Below are 17,607 nucleotides of genomic sequence, written 5' to 3'. Positions count from 1 at the left end.
TTCCGTTGGTTGCGGTGATTATCCCTGGGGGCGGTAGTTCGCCTGTACCCGCTGAGTCAGGAAGTCGGCCGCGGTGACGGGCGGGTACTTGCCCGCGGGCCCCTGGATGACGGCATCGCGGTCGGCCTGGGCGAAGTAGGCGATGCTGTAACGCTCGCCCTGGTACTCGCCCTCGCCGGGGCTGCGCACGCGGTGGAAGTTCGACGGCAGCAGGTCGTCGCTCCAGCGGGTGAGCATGTCACCGATATTGCAGGTGATCAGGCTCGACGACGCAGTGATGGAGGTCCACTGCTGCTCTTGCATCTCCTTGCCGGGACACACCTGGAGCCCGCCCTGCCCGTCGCGCTGGAAAAGCAGTGTGAGGCAGTCGAAGTCGGTGTGCGCGCCGGCCCGCCAGCGTCCGGGGACGCCGCGCAGTTCCTCGGGAACAGCGAAGTAGTGCAGCAGCCGCAGGGCGCTCTGGTAGCTCTCGGAGCCGGGATCGTGTGCGGCGGTGAAGTGTTCGCGGTCGAGTCCGAGGCGGTCGGCGAAGCAGGACAGCACCCGCATCGCCACTGCCCAGGCCCGGCTCTCGAAATCGAGGACGCGGCTGCGGAATCCGGCCAGCTCGGTCTCGCTGGGCCACAGCTGGTCCATGTGCGGCCGGGTGATCTGATACGACTCCTTCTGATCGGGAACCCCGATGGACGGGCGCACCTGACTCAGGCTCTCCCAGCCCGCGTTGTTCTGCTTGACCAGGGGGTACTGCCCCTTGATCTGCTCGGGGAGGGCGAAGAAATCGGCGGTGGCGCCGAACATCTCGTCGATCAGGTCCTGCGGGATGCCATGGCCGGAGAGCTGGAAGAAGCCGATCTCGGTGGCGGCGGCCCACAGTTCGTCGGTGATCTCGGCGCGGCGGTTGTCGAAGTCGGTGAGGTCGACGACGCGGATCTCGCGGTCGGTGGTCTCCTTGCCGAGACCACCCATCTGCTTCTCGCGCGAGACTTCGGACAGGTCGTAGCTGGTGGTCATGGGTGTCTCCTTAGCCGGTGACGGAAATGGCGGGGTCGAGGAATTCCTTGGTGACCAGGTCCTTCGCGGTCAGGCCGGTCGGCACGTTCGCGCCGCCCGATCGCAGGATGGGGGCGAATTCGTCGATGATGCGCTGGACGCGGGCCTCGTCGAAACTGCCGAGCACGCCGTCGGTGTCGTTGCCGATCAGGCCGCCGTCGATGAGGGCCTTTGACCCGAATTCGGCCAGTTCGGCGCTGTAGGGATTGAGCTTGGGGTTCTGCTCGACCACATCGACGACGACGTCGTTGACGTGGCTGGGATCGGCCTTGAAGGAGGCCGTGGCCTGCTGGATCATCGGCACCAGCTTCTGCAGGCACGGATGCAGCTCGGCGAGCTTGTCGGCGCGCACGTTGACGGTGCGGGCATAACCCTCGTAGCCGACATCCTTGAGCAGCTGGTAGCCGACCGGCTTGTTCCAGGCCCGCACCTCGTGCTCGTAGGTGAAGGGTTCGGCATTGGCGAAGCCCTGCTGAGCGAAGGACGGATCGGTGACGAAGCGCGAGGGCGAGTTGTCGTAGGAGGCGTCGACCTGCTCCTTCTTCACCAGTCCGCGCGCGACCAGCCAGTCCGGGTACAGCTGGCCCTTGGAGACCACCACCGGCTTGCCGGACTTGCCGATATCGGTGATGCCCTTCCAGTCCGGGTTGGTCTTCGGGTCCCACATCAGCATCTGAGGGCTGTTGCGCAGCAGCGTGGTGACGGCGACGATCGGCTGCTGACCCGCGGCGGCGATGGCGTGCTCGGAGTGCGCGAGACCGAGGGTGATGCTCTGGTCGACGTACATCTGCGACGGCACGGTCTGGAAGCCGATGGCCGGGCCGCCCGCGCGGATCTCCAGCTGCACGCCGGTGTCCTTACCGTCGGCGACGAGCGGGCCGGTGATCTTGTTGTTGTCGGCGTCGACTGTGTAGCCCGGGCCGAGCAGGCCGAAGATCGGGCCGGAGTCGGTTTCCGGCGCCCACTGGAGCTGGACGACCACGGTGGCCGGGCAAGCGCCCGCGAGTTGCTGTTCGGCCGGGGCCGGTTCGAGCGCGACGGCAGGGGTGTCGGAGGCGTCGCCGGAACAGGCGGACGCGGTGCCGGCCAGCAGCACCGCCAGCGCGGCGATACCTACGCGACGTAGGGGAAGTGTCTTCATGGTGATCCTTAGTTGGCGGAGTTGTGCCAGCGGCCGACGCTGACCTTCTGGATGACCGTGAACACGGTGAACACGAGCACGCCGAACAGGGCGGCCAGCAGCAGTGCGCCGATCAGATCCTCGGATTGCAGCCGGGCGCGGTAGGTGTCGAGCAGGGTGCCGATGCCGGGTTTGCCCTGCGCGAAGAACATGTCGCCGATGATGGCGCCGGTGACCGAAAGTCCCGCGGCGGTGCGCAGTCCGGTCAGGGTCGAGGGCAGCGCGGCGGGCAGTTGCAGCGACCAGAGGCGGCGCAGGCGGCCCGCTCGGCCGAGGGTGAACAGCTCTTGGAGATTGCCGTCGACCGACTTGATACCGAACAGGGTCATCGCGATGATCGGATGGATCGCGATCAGCACACACACGGTGGTGCGGGCGGCGAAGCCGTAGCCCAGCCACAAGCCGATCAGCGGGACCACGGCCAGCACCGGGATCGCCTGGAGAACAACGGCGTACGGGTAGACCACGTTCTCGATCGGTTTGGCCTGACTCATCAGCACCGCGATCGCCACCCCCAGCACCGCCGAGATCAGCAGGCCGGTGATCGCGACCCTGGCGGTGACGGCCAGCGCCTCCAGCATCACCTCGAGTTTCTTCGGGTCGGCGAGCGATTCACTGAACACCACGTGCGGCGGCGGCAGCAGGAAGCGGCGGCCCTCGCTGAGGACCAGCATCGACACCGCGTACCAGGCGGCCAGCGCCAAGGTGATCGAAACAATCGGCGCTACCAGCGAACTGCCGAATTTGCGCAGGTGCGCGGTGGGCAGCTGCATCTTCGTGGCGGCGGGAACACGGGCCGCGACACTCACCATCAGGCAGCCTCTTTCAACGAGCGCGAGATGCGCGAGACGAGTTGGGTAAACGCGGGTTCGAAGCGCAGTTCGCGTTCCCGCGGGTAGGGCAGGTCGACGTCGATCACCTCGTGGATGCGGCCCGGCCGGGCCGACATCACCACCACCCGCGAGGCGAGGAATACGGCCTCGGAGACCGAGTGGGTGATGAACAGGGCGGTGAAGGCGTTGTCGCGGTAGAGGCGAAGCAGCTCCTCCTGCATGTTCAGCCTGGTCATCTCGTCGAGCGCGCCGAACGGTTCGTCCAGGAGCATCAGGCGCGGTTCCAGCGACAGCGCCCTGGCCAGCGAGACGCGCATGCGCATGCCGCCGGAGAGCTGGCTGGGCAGCTTGTTCGCGAAGTCGGCCAGGCCGACGGCTTCGATCGCCCGCTCGACCCGGTCGCGGCGCGTCTTGCGGTCGACCCCGGCCAGTTCGGCCGAGAGTTCGACATTGCGGCGAACCTTGCGCCACGGCAGCAGCGTGGCCTCCTGGAAGATGAAGCCGATCGAATTCGTGCGCACCGCAACGGCTCCCGAGCTCACCGGCTCGAGACCGGCCGCCAGGCGCAGCAGCGTCGACTTACCGCAGCCGGACGGGCCGACCACCGCGACGAATTCGCCTTCGCGGATGTCGAGGACGACGTCGGTCAGGGCGAGTGTGCCGCCTTCGCCGCCGAAGCGCTTGCTCACACCGGCGAAGGAAACCTCCATGCCGGACAGCAGCGTCCTCGCGTCGGCGTCGTTCACCGTGTCGTAGAGCGTCACCGTGATCACCTTCTCCTGCGGTATATCGGTTTTGCGTGCAACCTTGGGATGGATTCAGTTTGATCTAGCTGAATTACATGCAATGTGTCGTTCGTTTCCGATGGATTAACAGTCATCGCATGCGGATCAGACGTCGCGCGAGATCCTGATGATCGACGCGGGTGCTGCGGCCGTCGCGGATCACGGCCTCGCCGTCGACCCACACGGTGTCGATCACGCGCGGCGACGCGGCGGTGAGCAGGGTGGCACCGGGGTCGAGAACCGGCAGGCAGGCGAAGTCGCGGTCGAAGCGAACCAGGGTGAGATCGGCGCGGTCACCCACGGCGATGCCGGTGCGCGCAGGGCGGCCGAGCACCCGGCCCGCGGCCCCGGTCGCCATCCGCAGCATCTCGTCGAAACCGAGCAGGTCGGCCTGCTTATGGGCCGCACGCTGCAGGTATGCGCCGATGCGCAGGGCCAGCAGCATGTCCTGAGTGTCGTTGCTCGCGGCGCCGTCGACACCGAGGGTGACGTCGATGCCTGCCGCGAGCATCTCCGGAACCGGGGCGACGCCGCTGCCGAGGCGCATGTTGGAAACCGGGTTGTAGGAGACGGCGACACCGCGTTCGGCGAAGACCTCGCGGCCGTGCTCGTCGAGGTTGACGCAGTGCACGGCCAAGGTGCGGTCCCAGAGGAAACCGCTCGCGTCGAGGTAGTCGACGGCTGAGACACCCGCATGCAATCGGCACATGTCGTCGTCGGTGGTGGTCTCGAGTACATGTATCGACACGGTTTTGCCGGCGGCTCGGGCGTACTCGCGGGCGGCCGCCATGCCGTCGGGGGTCAGGCAACGCGGATTGGGGACGGCGAGCGCCGTCGTGATGCGGGTACCGACGAGTTGCTTGTCGAGCTCGTCGACGTGGGCGAGAGCCTCGTCGAGCGGCTGCAGGAGCCGCGGATCGAGGCCCCATTTGCGGGTGATGTCGGCGCGGTCGGCGATGCCGCGACCGAGGACCACACGGATTCCGAGCTCTCGCAGCGCGCGGATCATCGCCTGGTGGATCTCGTCGGACGGGCTCGGCCACATGTGTTCGACGACCGTCGTGACGCCGCTACGCAGCAGCTCGAGGCCACCTGCCAGCGCCGAGAGATAGGTCTGTTCCGGGGTGGCGGCCACGGTGCGTTCGCCGACGCAACGCAGCCATTCCAGCAGCGGCAGGCCCTCGCCGACCCCGCGCAGAACCGCCTGCTGAAGGTGGGTGTGGGTATTGACGAAGCCCGGCAGCAGATAACCGCCACCACCGTCGAAACGGGGCAGCTCCGTGTGTTCGGGGGCGGCCCCCACGGCGATGACCACGCCGTCTTCGATCACGACTTCGCCGGGCGCCCAGCCCCGCTCGGTATAGACGGTGACATCGGTAATGACTACGGACGCGACAGAATCCATGCGCGCACCTCTTTCGGGATGCGGCTGGTTCGCTCGCCGGATTCAGCGGAGCACGTCGTCCGTTGCAGCCATGAACGTCGTGGGACCGACCCTAGGAAGCCGTTGTTGCCTCGACGTTAAAGCGACGTCACGGGCGAAGGTCGGCGCCCGGCTCGAGGATCTCGACGACCGGTTCGGATTCGGCCTCGAGGAAGGCGAGCAAGGCACCCGCTTCCGCTTCCACCTGCGCCGCTTCGGTTTTCGTCCACGGGCGAGCCGGACTGATCCGCAGGCGAGCGGTTCCGGACTTGACGAAGATCTTGTACACCCCGGCCGCGAAACCGTCGATCAGGATCGGCGAGACATTGGTGGCGAAGGCGCGCAGGGTCGGCGGGTTGTCGTCGCCGGTGATCCGCGCGCGGTCCTGGTGGGACAACAGCGCGTTGTCGTACCAGCCGAGCAGCCGGACCGGGGCGGGCAGGTCGGGATCGGCGAGTTCGAGGTCGGCCGGGTCGTAGAGGGTGCGGCCGCGGGCGTCGGTGTAGGTGCGCACCCGGTCGCCGAGTTCGGCGACGGCCTTCTTCATGGCGGGCAGGCGCGACCACGCCTGCATGTCCATCGTGCTCGCCGGGCCGAAGGCGCGCAGGTAGCGCAGGATCAACTCCGATACCGGGTAGTCCGGATCGAGTGGGGCGCCCAGCCAGGGTTGAACCCGCGACCAGACCGGGCGGCTGTTGTCGCCCCAGCGGCCGCGCGGGGGTGTTTGCAGGACGGGGAGTTGATACAGCCAGGTCTGCAGGACCGCACCGGCGTCGCGGTCGGGGTAGCGGCGGGCGGCTTCGGCGCGCAGGTCGGCCGCCGACTTCGGCTCGTCACCGAGCGCCGCCTCCCCGTGCGCGCGCACTTCGTCGGGGTCGAGGCCGACCATCGCACCGTAGTTGAAACCCTGACGGAACGGGGCTTTCTCGAGCTCGGGCTGAATGTGCGGCGCGATCCGCAACGCATCCGGCGGCGTGACGAGGTGAATCGTGCCGCGCATCAAGGTGATCCGCACGAGCGACCGATCATCGAGGCCCTTCGATACCGTCGCCGGATCGAAATCGGCTATCCGACTCCACAAGCCGATGAACGGCGGCGGTACGTCCTGGGCCTGCAAGCCGACCAGGTGCTCGCACATCTGGTCGGTGGTCAGCGTCGAACGCTCCAGCAGATGCTGCCGGGCCAGCAACGTCCGGTTGAGTGTTCTGTTCGACAGCTGCATTCGGTTTCCTTCGTCGACCCGCGATGACCCGCCGAGAGTACCGCCGACCTGTGACAGCCGGCGCGGTCAGCGCAGCCGCACGACCACCTTGCCGGTGGCGGTCCGGTTGTCCAGTGCCGCAACGGCTTCGGCGGTGCGCTCCAGCGGGTACAGCACCGGATCGGGAGCGGGGATCGCGCCGGACGCCAGCAGCGGGGCGATCTCGGCCCACTGCTCGGCGAGGTAGGTGGGATGGCTCATCACCCATTCGCCCCAGGCCGCGCCGACGACCTCGACGTTCTTGAGCAGCAGACGGTTCACCTTCACCGTCGGGATCTCCCCCGCCGTGAAACCGACGACCAGCAGACGGCCGCCGCCCGCCAGGGAACGGACGCTGTCGGTGAAGCGGTCGCCGCCGACCGGGTCGAGGACGATATCGACGCCACGACCGTCCGTCAGGTCCTTCACCGCGGCGAGCCAGTCTTCGGTCAGCACCACATCGGTGGCGCCATTGGCCTTGGCCACCTGTGCTTTCGTATCCGTGCTGACCACCGCGATCACCCGGCCCGCGCCGAGCGCCCTGGCCATGCGCAGCGTGGAGGTGCCGATACCGCCCGCCGCGCCGTGCACCAGCACCGTCTCGCCCTCGACCATCCTGGCGCGCTTGGTCAGGCAGAAGTGGACGGTGAGGTCGTTGAACAGCACGCCCGCACCGGCTTCGAGAGAGACGTTGTCCGGCAGGGCGAACACCGCGTGCTCCGGCGAGACCGCCACCTCGGCGACGCCGTTGCCGAGCATGGTCAGCGCGGCCACCCGGTCACCGGGGCGCAGCGACGAACCCTCCGGCGCCTCGCGCACGACACCGGCCACCTCGCCGCCGACGACGAACGGCAGGCCCGGCTTCATCTGGTAGAGACCGCGCGTCATCAGCACGTCGGGGAAGGCGATGCCCGCGGCGTGCACGTCGATCAGCACACCGCCCGGATAGGCCACCGGCTCGGGCAGATCGACGATCTCGATCGCCGACGGTCCGTCCAACTTGCCGACCTGGGCTGCGCGCATTTCCGACACCTCTCTTGATGACATTCACCCGCGAACATAACCCGCCGGTGGGATCAGCGATGGGCGAACTCGGTGACCGGCTCGCTGGCGAGCACCGAACCGGCCTTGATGATCGTCAGACCGGAAGAGTCGAGCTGGTACTGGGTGCCGTCGGTCGGGTTGGTGACGGTGTACGCGCCACCGCCGTTCGGTACCGGATCATCGAGTTCGATCCCGGCACCGTCGCTGGCGCGTACACCCTTGTAGTAATACCGCTGGTCGCCGGTGTGACAGATGACGACACGCGATCTGGTGGTGCGGGCGATGGACATCGCGGCGTCGTTGTCGTTGCACCGCGGGCCCGCGTTCAGGAAACCTTGGCCGTCGGCGCCGGAGACACTCGATTGCAGCGGGGGGACGGTGGTCGTGATCGGCGATTGTTCTGTGGTGGGGACCGTCTGGCTGACGGTCTCGATCACCGAGGGATCGACGACGCCGGACGCGGGCGACGGCGGCACGGCCACATCGCGGCGGTCGTCGACGGTCATCATGAACCACACCCCGATACCGACCGCCGCCAACACGATCAGCGAACCCAGCGCACCGGCCAGCACCGGCGTGGCCGAATTACGTTGCGGGGGAATCGGGAGCGGTGCCGACGGATGGGTATAGCCACTCCCCCGGCCGGGACCGGTCACACCGGGTGCCGCGCGCAGGACCGTCGGTTGGTGCTCTGCTGCCCGATACGCGTCTGCGGGTTGGGGTCCGGTCACCCGGCGCGTCGGCTGCGGTCCGGCGGAATGCGGGCCGCTCACGCGATGCGTCGAATACGGTTCGGCGGATTGCGGCCCCGTGACCCGAGTGGTCGGCCCGGCGCCGGTCGCCTGCCCTCCCGGCCGGGACACCGGCCCCCTTGCCGTCACCGGTGAGTGCGAGTCGGGCGCATAGGCCGCCGAGCCGTAGATCGCCGGGGGCGATTGCGAATCACGAAACAGCGCTGCGGAATCCCGGGTAGCGGGTGACCGCGAGTCCGGCGACAGCGCCGCGGAGTCCCGCGTCGGGGGCGAATGCGAATCCGGCGAAAGAGCCGCGGAGTCGCGAGTCGGCGGTGGCTGCGAGTCGGCGGGCACGACCGCCGAGCCGCGGGTTGTCGGCGGGGAAGCGAGATCGCCGACCCGGCTCGGCGGTGTCTGCGGGCCGGTGATCTCGATCCGGGGCCCGGATACCGTGGCGGGAGTGGAGCGTTCGGCTTGGATCAGCGCCGCTCTGGCGGCCCGAGCCAGGTCGACGGGGGTCGCGTAGCGCTGGTCGGGCCGCTTGGCCATGCCCCGTTCGACGACCGGGTCGAAGGTGGTCAGCGTGGCGTCGGCCGCGCTGGGGCGCGGGGCGGGGGCCATCTGATGCGAGCCGATCGCGCCCGCGAGGCTGTTCACCGGGTACGGCACCCGGCCCACCAGGCATTCGTAGAGAACACAGGTGAGCGCGTAGGTGTCCACCGACGGCGACATCGGCACACTCTCGAACCGCTCCGGCGCCATGTACGCCATCGAGCCGACCGCGCTGCCCGCGCTGGTGAGCTGCGGGTCGGTGGCGGTGTGGGCGATGCCGAAGTCCACCAGGTAGGCGAACAGGTTGCCGGTGAGCAGGATGTTGCCCGGTTTCACGTCGCGATGGACCAAGCCCACCTCGTGCGCGGCGTCGAGCGCGAACGCGATCTGCTCGACCACCTGCACCGCCTCGACCGGCGTGAGCCTGCCGTACTGCTGCAAGCGCTCCTTGAGATCGACGCCCTTGACCAGGCGCATGTCGATGTAGAGAACACCGTCGACCTCGCCCCAGTCGTGCACCGGGATGACGTGCGGTTCCTGCACACTCGCCATAGCCTGCGATTCGCGACGGAAACGCTGCACGAAGGTGGGATCACCAGCGAGTTCACGGTTGAGCATCTTGAGGGCGACAACACGATTCTTGGACGTGTCGTATGCCTCGTAGACCTCCCCCATACCGCCGACTCCGAGAAGTCTGCGAATTTCATAGCGCCCGAACATCGAGCCCGCCATCGCTCCGCCGGCCATTACAGCAGGCTACCTGGGCGCCGATAGGTCTGTCATGTAGGACAACCCCGCTGCTAGGCCCTTGGTGACCCACACCTGGTACCGCTAGTCCCGGCTCGGCGTGAGGGTGTGATCTGCGACCCGTAAAGTCGTCTACAGAACTACGCAAGAAGTCGCGGCGCACTGGTGTGTCGCGCAAGGAGCACACGTGTCACTCGATCAGCCACTGGCCCCGCTTCCCGAGGAGGGCACGGGTTTCGCCACGGCGTGGCCCGTCCGGGCAGGCGACGTGGATCCTTATCAACGACTCCGCCTGGACGCCGTAGCGCGCTACCTGTCCGACATCGCCTGGGACGAGCTCAATCAGACCGCGCTGCACCTCACCGACCCCACCTGGATCGTGCGCCGCACTGTTATCGACGTGATCCGCCCGGTCGTGTGGCCCGATCACGTGCATCTCGAGCGCTGGTGTTCGTCGATGTCCACCCGGTGGACGAATATGCGCACGCGGATCACCAGCGAACGCGGTGGGTTGATCGAGACCGAGGGATTCTGGATCAACCTCAGCGAGTCGAGCAATCTGCCCGCCCGGATCAGCGACGACGGCCTCGCCTACCTGGCCCGATCCACCGACGAGCATCGCCTGCGCTGGCGGCCCTATCTCACCGATCCGGCGCCGCGCGAATCCGACGCCGACCTGCCGTTCCCGGTACGGGCGACCGATATCGACCAGTACAACCATGTCAACAACGCCTGCTACTGGCAGGCCGTCGAACAGTTCCTGGTCGACTTCCCGAAGCTGGTCGCCGGACCGCATCGCGCCGTGATCGAGTACGTGGCGCCGGTGCTGGCCCGCGAGCACATCACCGTGCGCGCCCGCCACGAACCGGGCGACCGGACCGGGCAGATGGTGCTGCGCCTGTGGTTCGTGGTCGGCGGCGTCACCACAACCGTCGTCCGAATCATGCCGCTACCGTAATTTTGGCGGCTGGCGCCGCGTGTTCTCGGCTTGCGGCCGTTCCTGCGGCGCGGCCGGCACGGGTACCCGACACCGCGGGTACCCGTGCCGGCTCTGCACCTAGCCCTTGGCTGCTTTGAGCAGGTCGGCGCGGGTGGTGAACTTGACCCGCGGCCTGCCTGCCGCCTTGCCCGCGGTCTTCTCGGCCTGGTCGATGGTCTTCCAGCCCTTGCGGTCGACCAGATCGGGCTGGCGCTGCGCGAGCAGTGCCCGCAGGGCGGCGCGGTCGCCGGTCGGCGCGGTGAGTTTGCCCGCGATGAAGTCGGCGATCACCGCTTCGACGGTCTCCTCGGCGTCGATCCGGTTGGAGCCGATCACCCCGCGCGGGCCGCGCTTGATCCAGCCGGAGACGTAGACGCCGGGGACGGGCACCGTCGCGTCGATGACCCGGCCGTGCTCGCTCGGCACGGTGCCACGGCGCTCGTCGAAGGGCAGCCCGGCGACAGGTTCGCCGCGGTAGCCGATCGAGCGCAGCACCAGGCCGGTCTCGATGGTCTCGGTGCGATCGGTGGCGGTGGCCACCAATTGCCCGTTCTCCTCGGTCAATTCGTTGTGCGCGAACTCGATCGCGGTGACCGCGTCGGTACCGTGCACGGCGGTCGGCGCGGCGAGGTAGCGGAACACGATCCGCTTGTTCGACAGGTCGGGCGCAGCCGTCGAATACTCTTTCGCGAGCTCGTACTTCAGGCGCAACGAGGGTTCGATGTTCGGATCGTCGAGCAACGCGCGGCTGTGCGGGTCGAGTTCGATATCGGCGGGGTCGACGATCACATCGACGCCCGTGCGATGGGTGAGCGCCAGGAACTCCGGCGAGCTGTAGGCGGCTTGCAGCGGGCCGCGTCGCCCGAGGATCACCACCTCGCGGATGTTGCTGCGCCGCAGGGCGTCCAGCGCGTGGTCGGCGATGTCGGTCTTGGCGAGCTCGTCCGGGTCGCCGGTGAGCACGCGCGCCACATCGAGGGCCACGTTGCCGTTGCCGACGATCACCGCACGTTCGCCGGACAGGTCGAACTCGTGCTCGGCGAAGTCGGGGTGGCCGTTGTACCAGGCCACGAACTCGGTGGCCGAGTGGCTGCCGGGCAGGTCCTCGCCGGGGATGCCGAGCGCGCGGTCGCTCGAGGCGCCGACGGCGTAGATCACCGCGTGGTGGTGGTCGAGGAGCTCCTGGTGATCGATGTGCTCACCGACCTCGACATTGAGGTAGTACTGCAGCGTGTCGCGGCGGAACGCCGACTCGAACATCTCGGCGACGCCCTTGGTGCCCGCGTGATCGGGGGCGACGCCCGCGCGCACCAGACCCCACGGGGTCGGCAGCCGGTCGAACATCTCCACCTCGACATCACTGCGCCGCAGCAATTCGTCGGCGGCGTAGCAGGCAGCGGGGCCCGCGCCGACGATCGCGACGCGCAGCGTGCCCAGGCTCTTGGGCGGGCGCACCGGTGTGCTCAGCGGGTCGAAGTTCGACTCGAGCGGGTGACGCTGGAAGTAGGCGGCGTTGATCTCGCGGTATCTGGACAGCGAGGCCAGCAGGTCATCTTCGGAGAAGATCGCGTCCACCGGGCACGCGTCAACGCAGGCACCGCAGTCGATGCAGGTGTCGGGGTCGATGTACAGCATCTCCGCCGTGGCGAACTCCGGTTGATCCGGAGTCGGGCGGATGCAGTCGACCGGGCATTCGGTGACGCAGCTGGCGTCGTTGCAACAACGCTGCGTGATGACGTAGGCCATAGGTGCAGATCCTCGAAATGTGTGGTCGGTGGCTCGAGACGCCCCCTATCAGGGCCCGTGGCGGGTGAACCACGAACCCATCGATGGTGACGCAGCTTTCAGTGTGCCTCGAGTGTGACTGCTACCTCACCGCTGCCCACGATTACGGTGGTCTCATGGTGGCGACCCTGATCCTGATGCGGCACGGAAAATCGGCCTATCCCGACAACGTCGACGACCACGCGCGCCCGCTGGCACCGCGTGGCGAGCGCGAAGCGGCGCTGGCCGGGGACTGGTTGAGCGCCGCCGTGCCGCCGATCGACGCGGTGCGCTGCTCGACCGCCGAGCGCACCAGACAGACCCTCGCGGCCACCGGCATCACCGCGCCCGTCGAGTACACCGACGACATCTACGACGCGAACCCGCACACCCTCATGGAACTGATCGGGCTCACCGACGACACGATCTCGACGCTGCTCATCGTCGGCCATGTGCCCGGGATTCCCTGGACCGCGTGGGAGCTGGCGGGCAACCGCGAATCCGATCAGGCGACCGAGCTCAGCCGCAAGTTCCCCACCTCGGCGCTGGCCGTGCTCGAATTCGATCGGCCGTGGGCACAACTCGGCCCCGGAACGGGCGAACTCACGACGTTCCACGTCCCGCGCTGACCTCATTCGGTGCGGCTCACTTGAGCAGCTTGCCGCCGACGACGATGCCCACCCCCAGCAGCGCCAGGAGCACGAACGCGACGAATCCGTTCGTCAGCGCCCAGACCACGCCGAGCACGAGTACCACCGGGGCCACCGCGATAGCGGTGATCACCGGGCTCTCCTTGACCGTTTCCCAAGCCGAGCGGGCCCTGACGCGGTCGATGTCCTTACCAGCCATGTGATCCACACTACGTTTCCGTCGGACCACCGTGTCATGCTCGACCACATGGATTGGAAAATCGAACTCGTTGCCATCCCGGTCACCGATGTCGACCGGGCCAAGGATTTCTACACCAGCATCGGCTTCAACGCCGATCACGACCACACACCGTCCCCGGAGATCCGATTCGTCCAGCTCACACCGCCGGGTTCGGGGTGTTCGATCTGCATCGGCCGCGGGCTCACCAGCGCCGCGCCGGGCAGCGTCGAGGGGATGCAGATGGTCGTGGCCAGCGCCGACAAGGCCTATGAACAGCTGATCGCCGCGGGTGTGGCGGCCAGCCCCGTCGAGGACATGGGCTGGGGACGGTTCACCTTCTTCGCCGACCCCGACGGCAACAAGTGGGCGATCCAGGAGCTGCCGAACTACAGCTGACTTCGCTCGCCCCGAGGAACAGGCCTTGCTTGGAGTGCACTCCAGGTGGATACCGTCTAAGAAGTTCCACGGGAAGGGACGAGCACGATGGATCAGGACGCGGCGCTGCGCGCCGAGAGCGGCGACGACGAGCACGAACGCCCGAGGTATTCGATCGGCCAGGTGGCCGATCGCTCGGGCCTGAGCCGCGACACCCTGCGCTGGTACGAGCGGATCGGGCTGATGAGCTATGTCGGTCGCGATCACACCGGCAACCGCCGGTTCAGCGACCGCGACCTGGAGTGGCTGGCGCTGATCGCCCGGCTGCGGCTCACCGGCATGCCGGTGGCCGACATGATCCGCTACGCCGAACTGGTGCGGGCAGGCGAGCAGACCTACCCGGATCGGCTGGAGATGTTTCGGCAGACCAGATCCGACGTGCTCGACAAGATCGCGGAGCTGCAGCAGACCGTGGCCGTTCTCGACTACAAGATCGCCGTCTACGAAGGCCGATCGGATGTGGTCCGGCCCGCCACGATCACCGTGCACACGAGCGAAGGAAGCGACACATGAGCACCACCGCGACACTGCCGACCACGACTCTGGGCGCCGACGGACCGCTGATCGGCACTCAGGGGCTCGGCTGTATGGGCATCAGCGAGTTCTACGGTGATACCGACGCGGCCGAATCGCGGGCCACCCTCGACCACGCGCTCGAACTCGGCGTCACCCTGTTCGACACCGCCGACGTGTACGGATCCGGCCACAACGAGGAATTCCTCGGCGATTTCGTGCGTGCCAACCGCGAAAACCTGCTCATCGCCACGAAATTCGGCATCGTTCGCAAGGCAGACGATCCGTCTTTCCGCGGCTTCGACAACTCCCCCGCCTACATTCGCGCGTCGGTCGAGGCCAGCCTGCGCAGGCTCGGCGTCGACACGATCGACCTGTACTACATGCACCGGCGCGACCCGCGAGTCCCGATCGAGGAGACCGTCGCCGCCATGGCCGAACTCGTCGCGGCGGGCAAGGTGCGGGCGCTCGGGTTGTCCGAGGTGACCGGTGACGAGCTGCGGGCCGCGCACGCGGTGCACCCGATCGCGGCGTTGCAGTCGGAGTGGTCGCTGTTCTCCCGCGACGTGGAACGCACCGCGGTGCCCGCCGCGGCCGAACTGGGTGTGGCGTTCGTTCCGTACTCGCCGCTGGGCCGCGGTTTTCTCACCGGCGCGTTCACCTCGGCGACAGAGCTGAGCGACCAGGACTTCCGCAAGTTCCAGCCCCGCTTCACCGGCGACAACGCCCAGCACAACGCCGCATTGCTCGCACCGCTGGCCGCGATCGCCGCCGCGCACGGCATCACCCAGGCCCAGGTCGCACTCGCGTGGGTACACGCGCGGGCGGATGTGCACAACCTGTCCGTGGTGCCGATTCCCGGCACCCGCAAGCGGACCCGACTGGCCGATAACGTCGCCGCGGCATCGGTACGCCTGTCTGCGGACGAACTGGCGGCAGTGGAGCCGATCGCCGAACAGGTGGCAGGCAGCCGGTACGCCGATATGACGTTCACCTCGGCAGGACGCGAATAGAGTCCCGCGACGACCGACGATCGCGCGGAATAGGCTGCGGCCGACGAATGGTTCTGGTTACCGTCACGGTCGACGCAACGACGCGCCGACCATCAGCGCACCGCCGTCGGTGCGGAAGGAGCGTTTGCCGATGACCGAGACAGCAGAGCCACAGCGCCGCGTCGTGCGCAATGTCGAGAAGAATCGCTACGACGTGTTCTTCGACGACGAGCTCGCCGGCTTCACCGAATACATCGAGCGCGACAACGACACCGATTTCATCCACACCGAGATCGATGACGCGTTCGCGGGCAAGGGACTCGGCGGCGTACTCGCCCGCCAGGCAATCGAGGACGTGATCGCGCGCGGGCGCACCATCACCGCGCACTGCCCGTTCATTCGCGGCTGGCTGGACAAGCACCCCGAGTACGACGCGCACGTGGTGGGCAAGGGCATCGCCGGATGAGCAACCTGGAGATCGACCCGGACGAGGCGCTGTGTGAGCCGTCGCCGCGTCCGGGTCCGATCGCCGAGTTGTATCCGGCCAGGGAGGTCCCACTCGGCGGGGTGCGCGGGGTGTACGTGGAACGCACACTGCCGCAACGGGATCTGCCGACCGTCGGCGCGTGGTGTTTCCTCGACCGGTTCGGTTCGGCCACCGCGACCGAGGCCGGCGCCTCCCCCGATATCCTGCCCCACCCTCACATCGGCTTGCAGACGGTGACCTGGCCGCTCGACGGCCGCATCCGGCATCGCGATTCGGTGGGCTCCGACGTCGAGATCGCGCCGGGGCAGCTGAATCTGATGACCTCCGGTCGCGGCATCGCGCATTCGGAGTTCGGCGTGCCCGGCGCGGAAGCGGGCCACGGCCTCCAGCTGTGGATCGCGCTGCCCGGCACCGCCACCGGCATCGACCCGCATTTCGAGCAGCATCGCGAACTGCCGAGCTACGCGGCGCCAGGACTGCGCGCCACCGTGCTGATCGGCGCCCTGGGCGGTGTCGCCTCACCCGCGAAGGCCTACACGCCGATCGTCGGGGCCGACATCGTGCTCGACCCCGGCGCCGAGGTGTCGCTCCCGCTGGACCGCGCGTTCGAGCACGCCGTGCTGGTGATCGAGGGCGCGGTGACGATCGACGGCACCGAACTCACCCCGGGCCCGCTGCTGTATCTGGGCACCGACCGCACCGAATTGCGCCTGTCCAGCACCGACGGAGCGCATTTCGCGCTGGTCGGCGGCGAACCCTTCGCCGAGGAGCTGGTGATGTGGTGGAACTTCGTCGCCCGCAGTCATGAGGAGATCATCGATGCGCGGCAGGCGTGGGAAGCCCGCGATACCAGCCGTTTTCCGTTGGTCGTCGGCCACACCCCCGAGGAGCGGATACCCGCTCCGCCGCTACCGCCGTTGCGCTTGAAGCCACGCAAACGAGCGACCGGCTGCACTCACCTCTGACGCGGCGCCGAGGCCGCATCGCCCTCGCTGTCCGGAATCAGCCTGCGGCGAAACGGGCCACGCCGCCTCCCGATGCGGGACTCCCCGCCACCGCATCGGGTTCGCGCGCTCAGCGACGTTCGGCCAGCAGGGCGTCGAGGGCCCGGTAGCTGTCGTTGAGGCCGACCTCCATGCCCGAGGCGAGCATGCCCGCGCATTCCTCGGCCGTGTGGAAGATGCTGTCGGTGGCGACCCTGGTGCGGCCGTCGCCGAGATCGATGAAGGTGGTCGAGTCGATGCAGATGTGGGCGGGCATGCCGTCCCACTCGAAGGACTGCACGATGCGTTCCTTCGGGGTGATCTCGCGAAAGCGGCCCTCGAAACCGTAGGACTCGTCGCCGTCGTGTTCGACGAAACGCCAGTGGCCGCCCTTGCGGAACTCCCAGCGCTCGACGTCGACCACATGGCCGCGACCCCACCAGCGGGAGAGCTGCTCGATGCGGCTGTAGGCGTCCCATACCCGGTCCAGTGGGGCGTCGAAATCGCGTTCGATGTGGACTTCGCGGTCCGAGGTGGAGGTAATGACGGCGTCGTTGGTGGTGGTGCTCATTGCTCTGGCTCCGTTCGTTGCAGGAATTCACCGAGACGGTCCATCCGGGCTTCGAGCATCTGCCGATAACCCTGCATCCAGGCCACCTCACGATCGAAGACGTGCTCACAGATCCGGCAGTACCGCACCCGCCCACGCTTCTCGGTGACCACCATGCCCGCGTCCTCGAGCAGGCCGATGTGCTTCTTGATGCCGGTCAAGGTCATCTCGAATCGCTCGGCCAACTCGCTGATACTCGCGGGTCCACGCCCGAGTTGCTCGAGGATGCCCCGCCGTGTGGGGTCCGCGAGCGCCCCGAACGAGGCGTCTAGGAAGTCATACTGAACCATCTAGTTCAGTATTGCGTGGCCACGTCATCCGGTCAACCCCTTTCGGAAAACCCTGGACGGGCCGATGGATTCACTACTACGCTTTGTCGTAGAACT

At 67.7% G+C, this 17,607-nt stretch carries 19 protein-coding genes; 7 read left to right on the top strand and 12 right to left on the bottom strand.

Annotated features, from left to right (window positions below; genetic code table 11):
• Positions 1-18: 18 nt before the first annotated feature.
• The 8 genes from ACFVVI_RS14490 to ACFVVI_RS14455 form a co-directional block, all read right to left on the bottom strand.
• Positions 19-1,011, bottom strand: coding sequence for an isopenicillin N synthase family dioxygenase (locus ACFVVI_RS14490; protein ID WP_387445728.1), 993 nt, complete (start codon positions 1,009-1,011; stop codon positions 19-21).
• Positions 1,012-1,021: 10 nt separating this feature from the next.
• Positions 1,022-2,191 (bottom strand): ABC transporter substrate-binding protein, encoded by a 1,170-nt coding sequence (locus ACFVVI_RS14485; RefSeq protein WP_387445727.1) that lies wholly within the window; start codon positions 2,189-2,191, stop codon positions 1,022-1,024.
• Between the two features lie 8 nt (positions 2,192-2,199).
• The gene (locus ACFVVI_RS14480; RefSeq protein WP_378990918.1) at positions 2,200-3,042 is read right to left on the bottom strand and encodes an ABC transporter permease; all 843 of its coding nucleotides are present in this window, start codon (positions 3,040-3,042) and stop codon (positions 2,200-2,202) included.
• Complete coding sequence (locus ACFVVI_RS14475) at positions 3,042-3,827, bottom strand: ABC transporter ATP-binding protein (RefSeq protein ID WP_387445726.1); 786 nt, start codon at positions 3,825-3,827, stop codon at positions 3,042-3,044. Before ACFVVI_RS14475 ends, ACFVVI_RS14480 begins: the two co-directional genes overlap by 1 nt.
• Positions 3,828-3,939: 112 nt before the next feature.
• A complete protein-coding gene (locus tag ACFVVI_RS14470; RefSeq protein ID WP_387445725.1) occupies positions 3,940-5,253 on the bottom strand; it encodes an amidohydrolase family protein in 1,314 nt (437 codons plus the stop codon).
• 127 nt (positions 5,254-5,380) lie between these two features.
• A complete protein-coding gene (locus tag ACFVVI_RS14465) occupies positions 5,381-6,493 on the bottom strand; it encodes a winged helix DNA-binding domain-containing protein (RefSeq protein WP_387445724.1) in 1,113 nt (370 codons plus the stop codon).
• 66 nt (positions 6,494-6,559) lie between these two features.
• Positions 6,560-7,534, bottom strand: coding sequence for an NADPH:quinone oxidoreductase family protein (locus tag ACFVVI_RS14460; RefSeq protein ID WP_378990922.1), 975 nt, complete (start codon positions 7,532-7,534; stop codon positions 6,560-6,562).
• 53 nt (positions 7,535-7,587) lie between these two features.
• Complete coding sequence (locus tag ACFVVI_RS14455) at positions 7,588-9,588, bottom strand: protein kinase (RefSeq protein WP_387445723.1); 2,001 nt, start codon at positions 9,586-9,588, stop codon at positions 7,588-7,590.
• Between the two features lie 187 nt (positions 9,589-9,775).
• Between ACFVVI_RS14455 and ACFVVI_RS14450 the strand changes: the two genes are divergently transcribed.
• Positions 9,776-10,546 (top strand): acyl-[acyl-carrier-protein] thioesterase, encoded by a 771-nt coding sequence (locus ACFVVI_RS14450; protein WP_378634320.1) that lies wholly within the window; start codon positions 9,776-9,778, stop codon positions 10,544-10,546.
• A 99-nt stretch (positions 10,547-10,645) separates the two neighbouring features.
• On the opposite strand, the gene ACFVVI_RS14445 is transcribed toward ACFVVI_RS14450, so the two are convergent.
• Positions 10,646-12,313 (bottom strand): FAD-dependent oxidoreductase, encoded by a 1,668-nt coding sequence (locus ACFVVI_RS14445; protein ID WP_378990925.1) that lies wholly within the window; start codon positions 12,311-12,313, stop codon positions 10,646-10,648.
• A 155-nt stretch (positions 12,314-12,468) separates the two neighbouring features.
• Between ACFVVI_RS14445 and ACFVVI_RS14440 the strand changes: the two genes are divergently transcribed.
• Positions 12,469-12,960, top strand: coding sequence for a SixA phosphatase family protein (locus ACFVVI_RS14440; RefSeq protein WP_387445722.1), 492 nt, complete (start codon positions 12,469-12,471; stop codon positions 12,958-12,960).
• A gap of 16 nt (positions 12,961-12,976) precedes the next feature.
• Here the strand turns inward: ACFVVI_RS14440 and ACFVVI_RS14435 are convergent, their stop codons facing one another.
• On the bottom strand, positions 12,977-13,180 hold the full coding sequence (locus tag ACFVVI_RS14435; protein ID WP_062988972.1) for a hypothetical protein: 204 nt from the start codon (positions 13,178-13,180) through the stop codon (positions 12,977-12,979).
• Positions 13,181-13,228: 48 nt separating this feature from the next.
• Here ACFVVI_RS14435 and ACFVVI_RS14430 point away from each other — a divergent pair, with 48 nt between their 5' ends.
• The 5 genes from ACFVVI_RS14430 (at position 13,229) to ACFVVI_RS14410 (ending at position 16,593) form a co-directional block, all read left to right on the top strand.
• Positions 13,229-13,597, top strand: a complete 369-nt coding sequence (locus ACFVVI_RS14430) for a VOC family protein (RefSeq protein ID WP_378990926.1) — start codon at positions 13,229-13,231, stop codon at positions 13,595-13,597.
• A gap of 87 nt (positions 13,598-13,684) precedes the next feature.
• Complete coding sequence (locus ACFVVI_RS14425; RefSeq protein WP_378990927.1) at positions 13,685-14,149, top strand: MerR family transcriptional regulator; 465 nt, start codon at positions 13,685-13,687, stop codon at positions 14,147-14,149.
• Positions 14,146-15,162, top strand: a complete 1,017-nt coding sequence (locus ACFVVI_RS14420; RefSeq protein ID WP_378990928.1) for an aldo/keto reductase — start codon at positions 14,146-14,148, stop codon at positions 15,160-15,162. The genes ACFVVI_RS14425 and ACFVVI_RS14420 overlap by 4 nt, the downstream gene beginning before the upstream one ends.
• Positions 15,163-15,292: 130 nt before the next feature.
• On the top strand, positions 15,293-15,607 hold the full coding sequence (locus ACFVVI_RS14415) for a GNAT family N-acetyltransferase (RefSeq protein ID WP_378990930.1): 315 nt from the start codon (positions 15,293-15,295) through the stop codon (positions 15,605-15,607).
• Entirely contained in the window at positions 15,604-16,593 is a 990-nt protein-coding gene (locus ACFVVI_RS14410) for a pirin family protein (protein ID WP_387445721.1), read from the top strand. The genes ACFVVI_RS14415 and ACFVVI_RS14410 overlap by 4 nt, the downstream gene beginning before the upstream one ends.
• A gap of 109 nt (positions 16,594-16,702) precedes the next feature.
• Here ACFVVI_RS14410 and ACFVVI_RS14405 read toward each other — a convergent pair whose 3' ends face one another.
• Both ACFVVI_RS14405 and ACFVVI_RS14400 read right to left on the bottom strand, forming a co-directional pair.
• Entirely contained in the window at positions 16,703-17,182 is a 480-nt protein-coding gene (locus tag ACFVVI_RS14405) for an SRPBCC family protein (protein ID WP_387445720.1), read from the bottom strand.
• Positions 17,179-17,511 (bottom strand): ArsR/SmtB family transcription factor, encoded by a 333-nt coding sequence (locus ACFVVI_RS14400; protein WP_378634300.1) that lies wholly within the window; start codon positions 17,509-17,511, stop codon positions 17,179-17,181. The genes ACFVVI_RS14405 and ACFVVI_RS14400 overlap by 4 nt, the downstream gene beginning before the upstream one ends.
• Between the last annotated feature and the right edge of the window lie 96 nt (positions 17,512-17,607).

This window comes from Nocardia sp. NPDC058114, assembly GCF_042884695.1.
In the GTDB taxonomy this organism is placed as follows: Bacteria; Actinomycetota; Actinomycetes; order Mycobacteriales; family Mycobacteriaceae; genus Nocardia.
This window is presented reverse-complemented; position numbering and strand designations above follow the sequence as displayed.

Coding starts and splice junctions, on each gene's coding strand:
- ACFVVI_RS14460 (WP_378990922.1), bottom strand. CDS start 7,534: ATGCGCGCAGCCCAGGTCGGCAAGTTGGACGGACCGTCGGCGATCGAG.
- ACFVVI_RS14440 (WP_387445722.1), top strand. CDS start 12,469: ATGGTGGCGACCCTGATCCTGATGCGGCACGGAAAATCGGCCTATCCC.
- ACFVVI_RS14490 (WP_387445728.1), bottom strand. CDS start 1,011: ATGACCACCAGCTACGACCTGTCCGAAGTCTCGCGCGAGAAGCAGATG.
- ACFVVI_RS14435 (WP_062988972.1), bottom strand. CDS start 13,180: ATGGCTGGTAAGGACATCGACCGCGTCAGGGCCCGCTCGGCTTGGGAA.
- ACFVVI_RS14400 (WP_378634300.1), bottom strand. CDS start 17,511: ATGGTTCAGTATGACTTCCTAGACGCCTCGTTCGGGGCGCTCGCGGAC.
- ACFVVI_RS14425 (WP_378990927.1), top strand. CDS start 13,685: ATGGATCAGGACGCGGCGCTGCGCGCCGAGAGCGGCGACGACGAGCAC.
- ACFVVI_RS14455 (WP_387445723.1), bottom strand. CDS start 9,588: ATGGCCGGCGGAGCGATGGCGGGCTCGATGTTCGGGCGCTATGAAATT.
- ACFVVI_RS14405 (WP_387445720.1), bottom strand. CDS start 17,182: ATGAGCACCACCACCAACGACGCCGTCATTACCTCCACCTCGGACCGC.
- ACFVVI_RS14470 (WP_387445725.1), bottom strand. CDS start 5,253: ATGGATTCTGTCGCGTCCGTAGTCATTACCGATGTCACCGTCTATACC.
- ACFVVI_RS14485 (WP_387445727.1), bottom strand. CDS start 2,191: ATGAAGACACTTCCCCTACGTCGCGTAGGTATCGCCGCGCTGGCGGTG.
- ACFVVI_RS14415 (WP_378990930.1), top strand. CDS start 15,293: ATGACCGAGACAGCAGAGCCACAGCGCCGCGTCGTGCGCAATGTCGAG.
- ACFVVI_RS14430 (WP_378990926.1), top strand. CDS start 13,229: ATGGATTGGAAAATCGAACTCGTTGCCATCCCGGTCACCGATGTCGAC.
- ACFVVI_RS14465 (WP_387445724.1), bottom strand. CDS start 6,493: ATGCAGCTGTCGAACAGAACACTCAACCGGACGTTGCTGGCCCGGCAG.
- ACFVVI_RS14480 (WP_378990918.1), bottom strand. CDS start 3,042: ATGGTGAGTGTCGCGGCCCGTGTTCCCGCCGCCACGAAGATGCAGCTG.
- ACFVVI_RS14410 (WP_387445721.1), top strand. CDS start 15,604: ATGAGCAACCTGGAGATCGACCCGGACGAGGCGCTGTGTGAGCCGTCG.
- ACFVVI_RS14445 (WP_378990925.1), bottom strand. CDS start 12,313: ATGGCCTACGTCATCACGCAGCGTTGTTGCAACGACGCCAGCTGCGTC.
- ACFVVI_RS14420 (WP_378990928.1), top strand. CDS start 14,146: ATGAGCACCACCGCGACACTGCCGACCACGACTCTGGGCGCCGACGGA.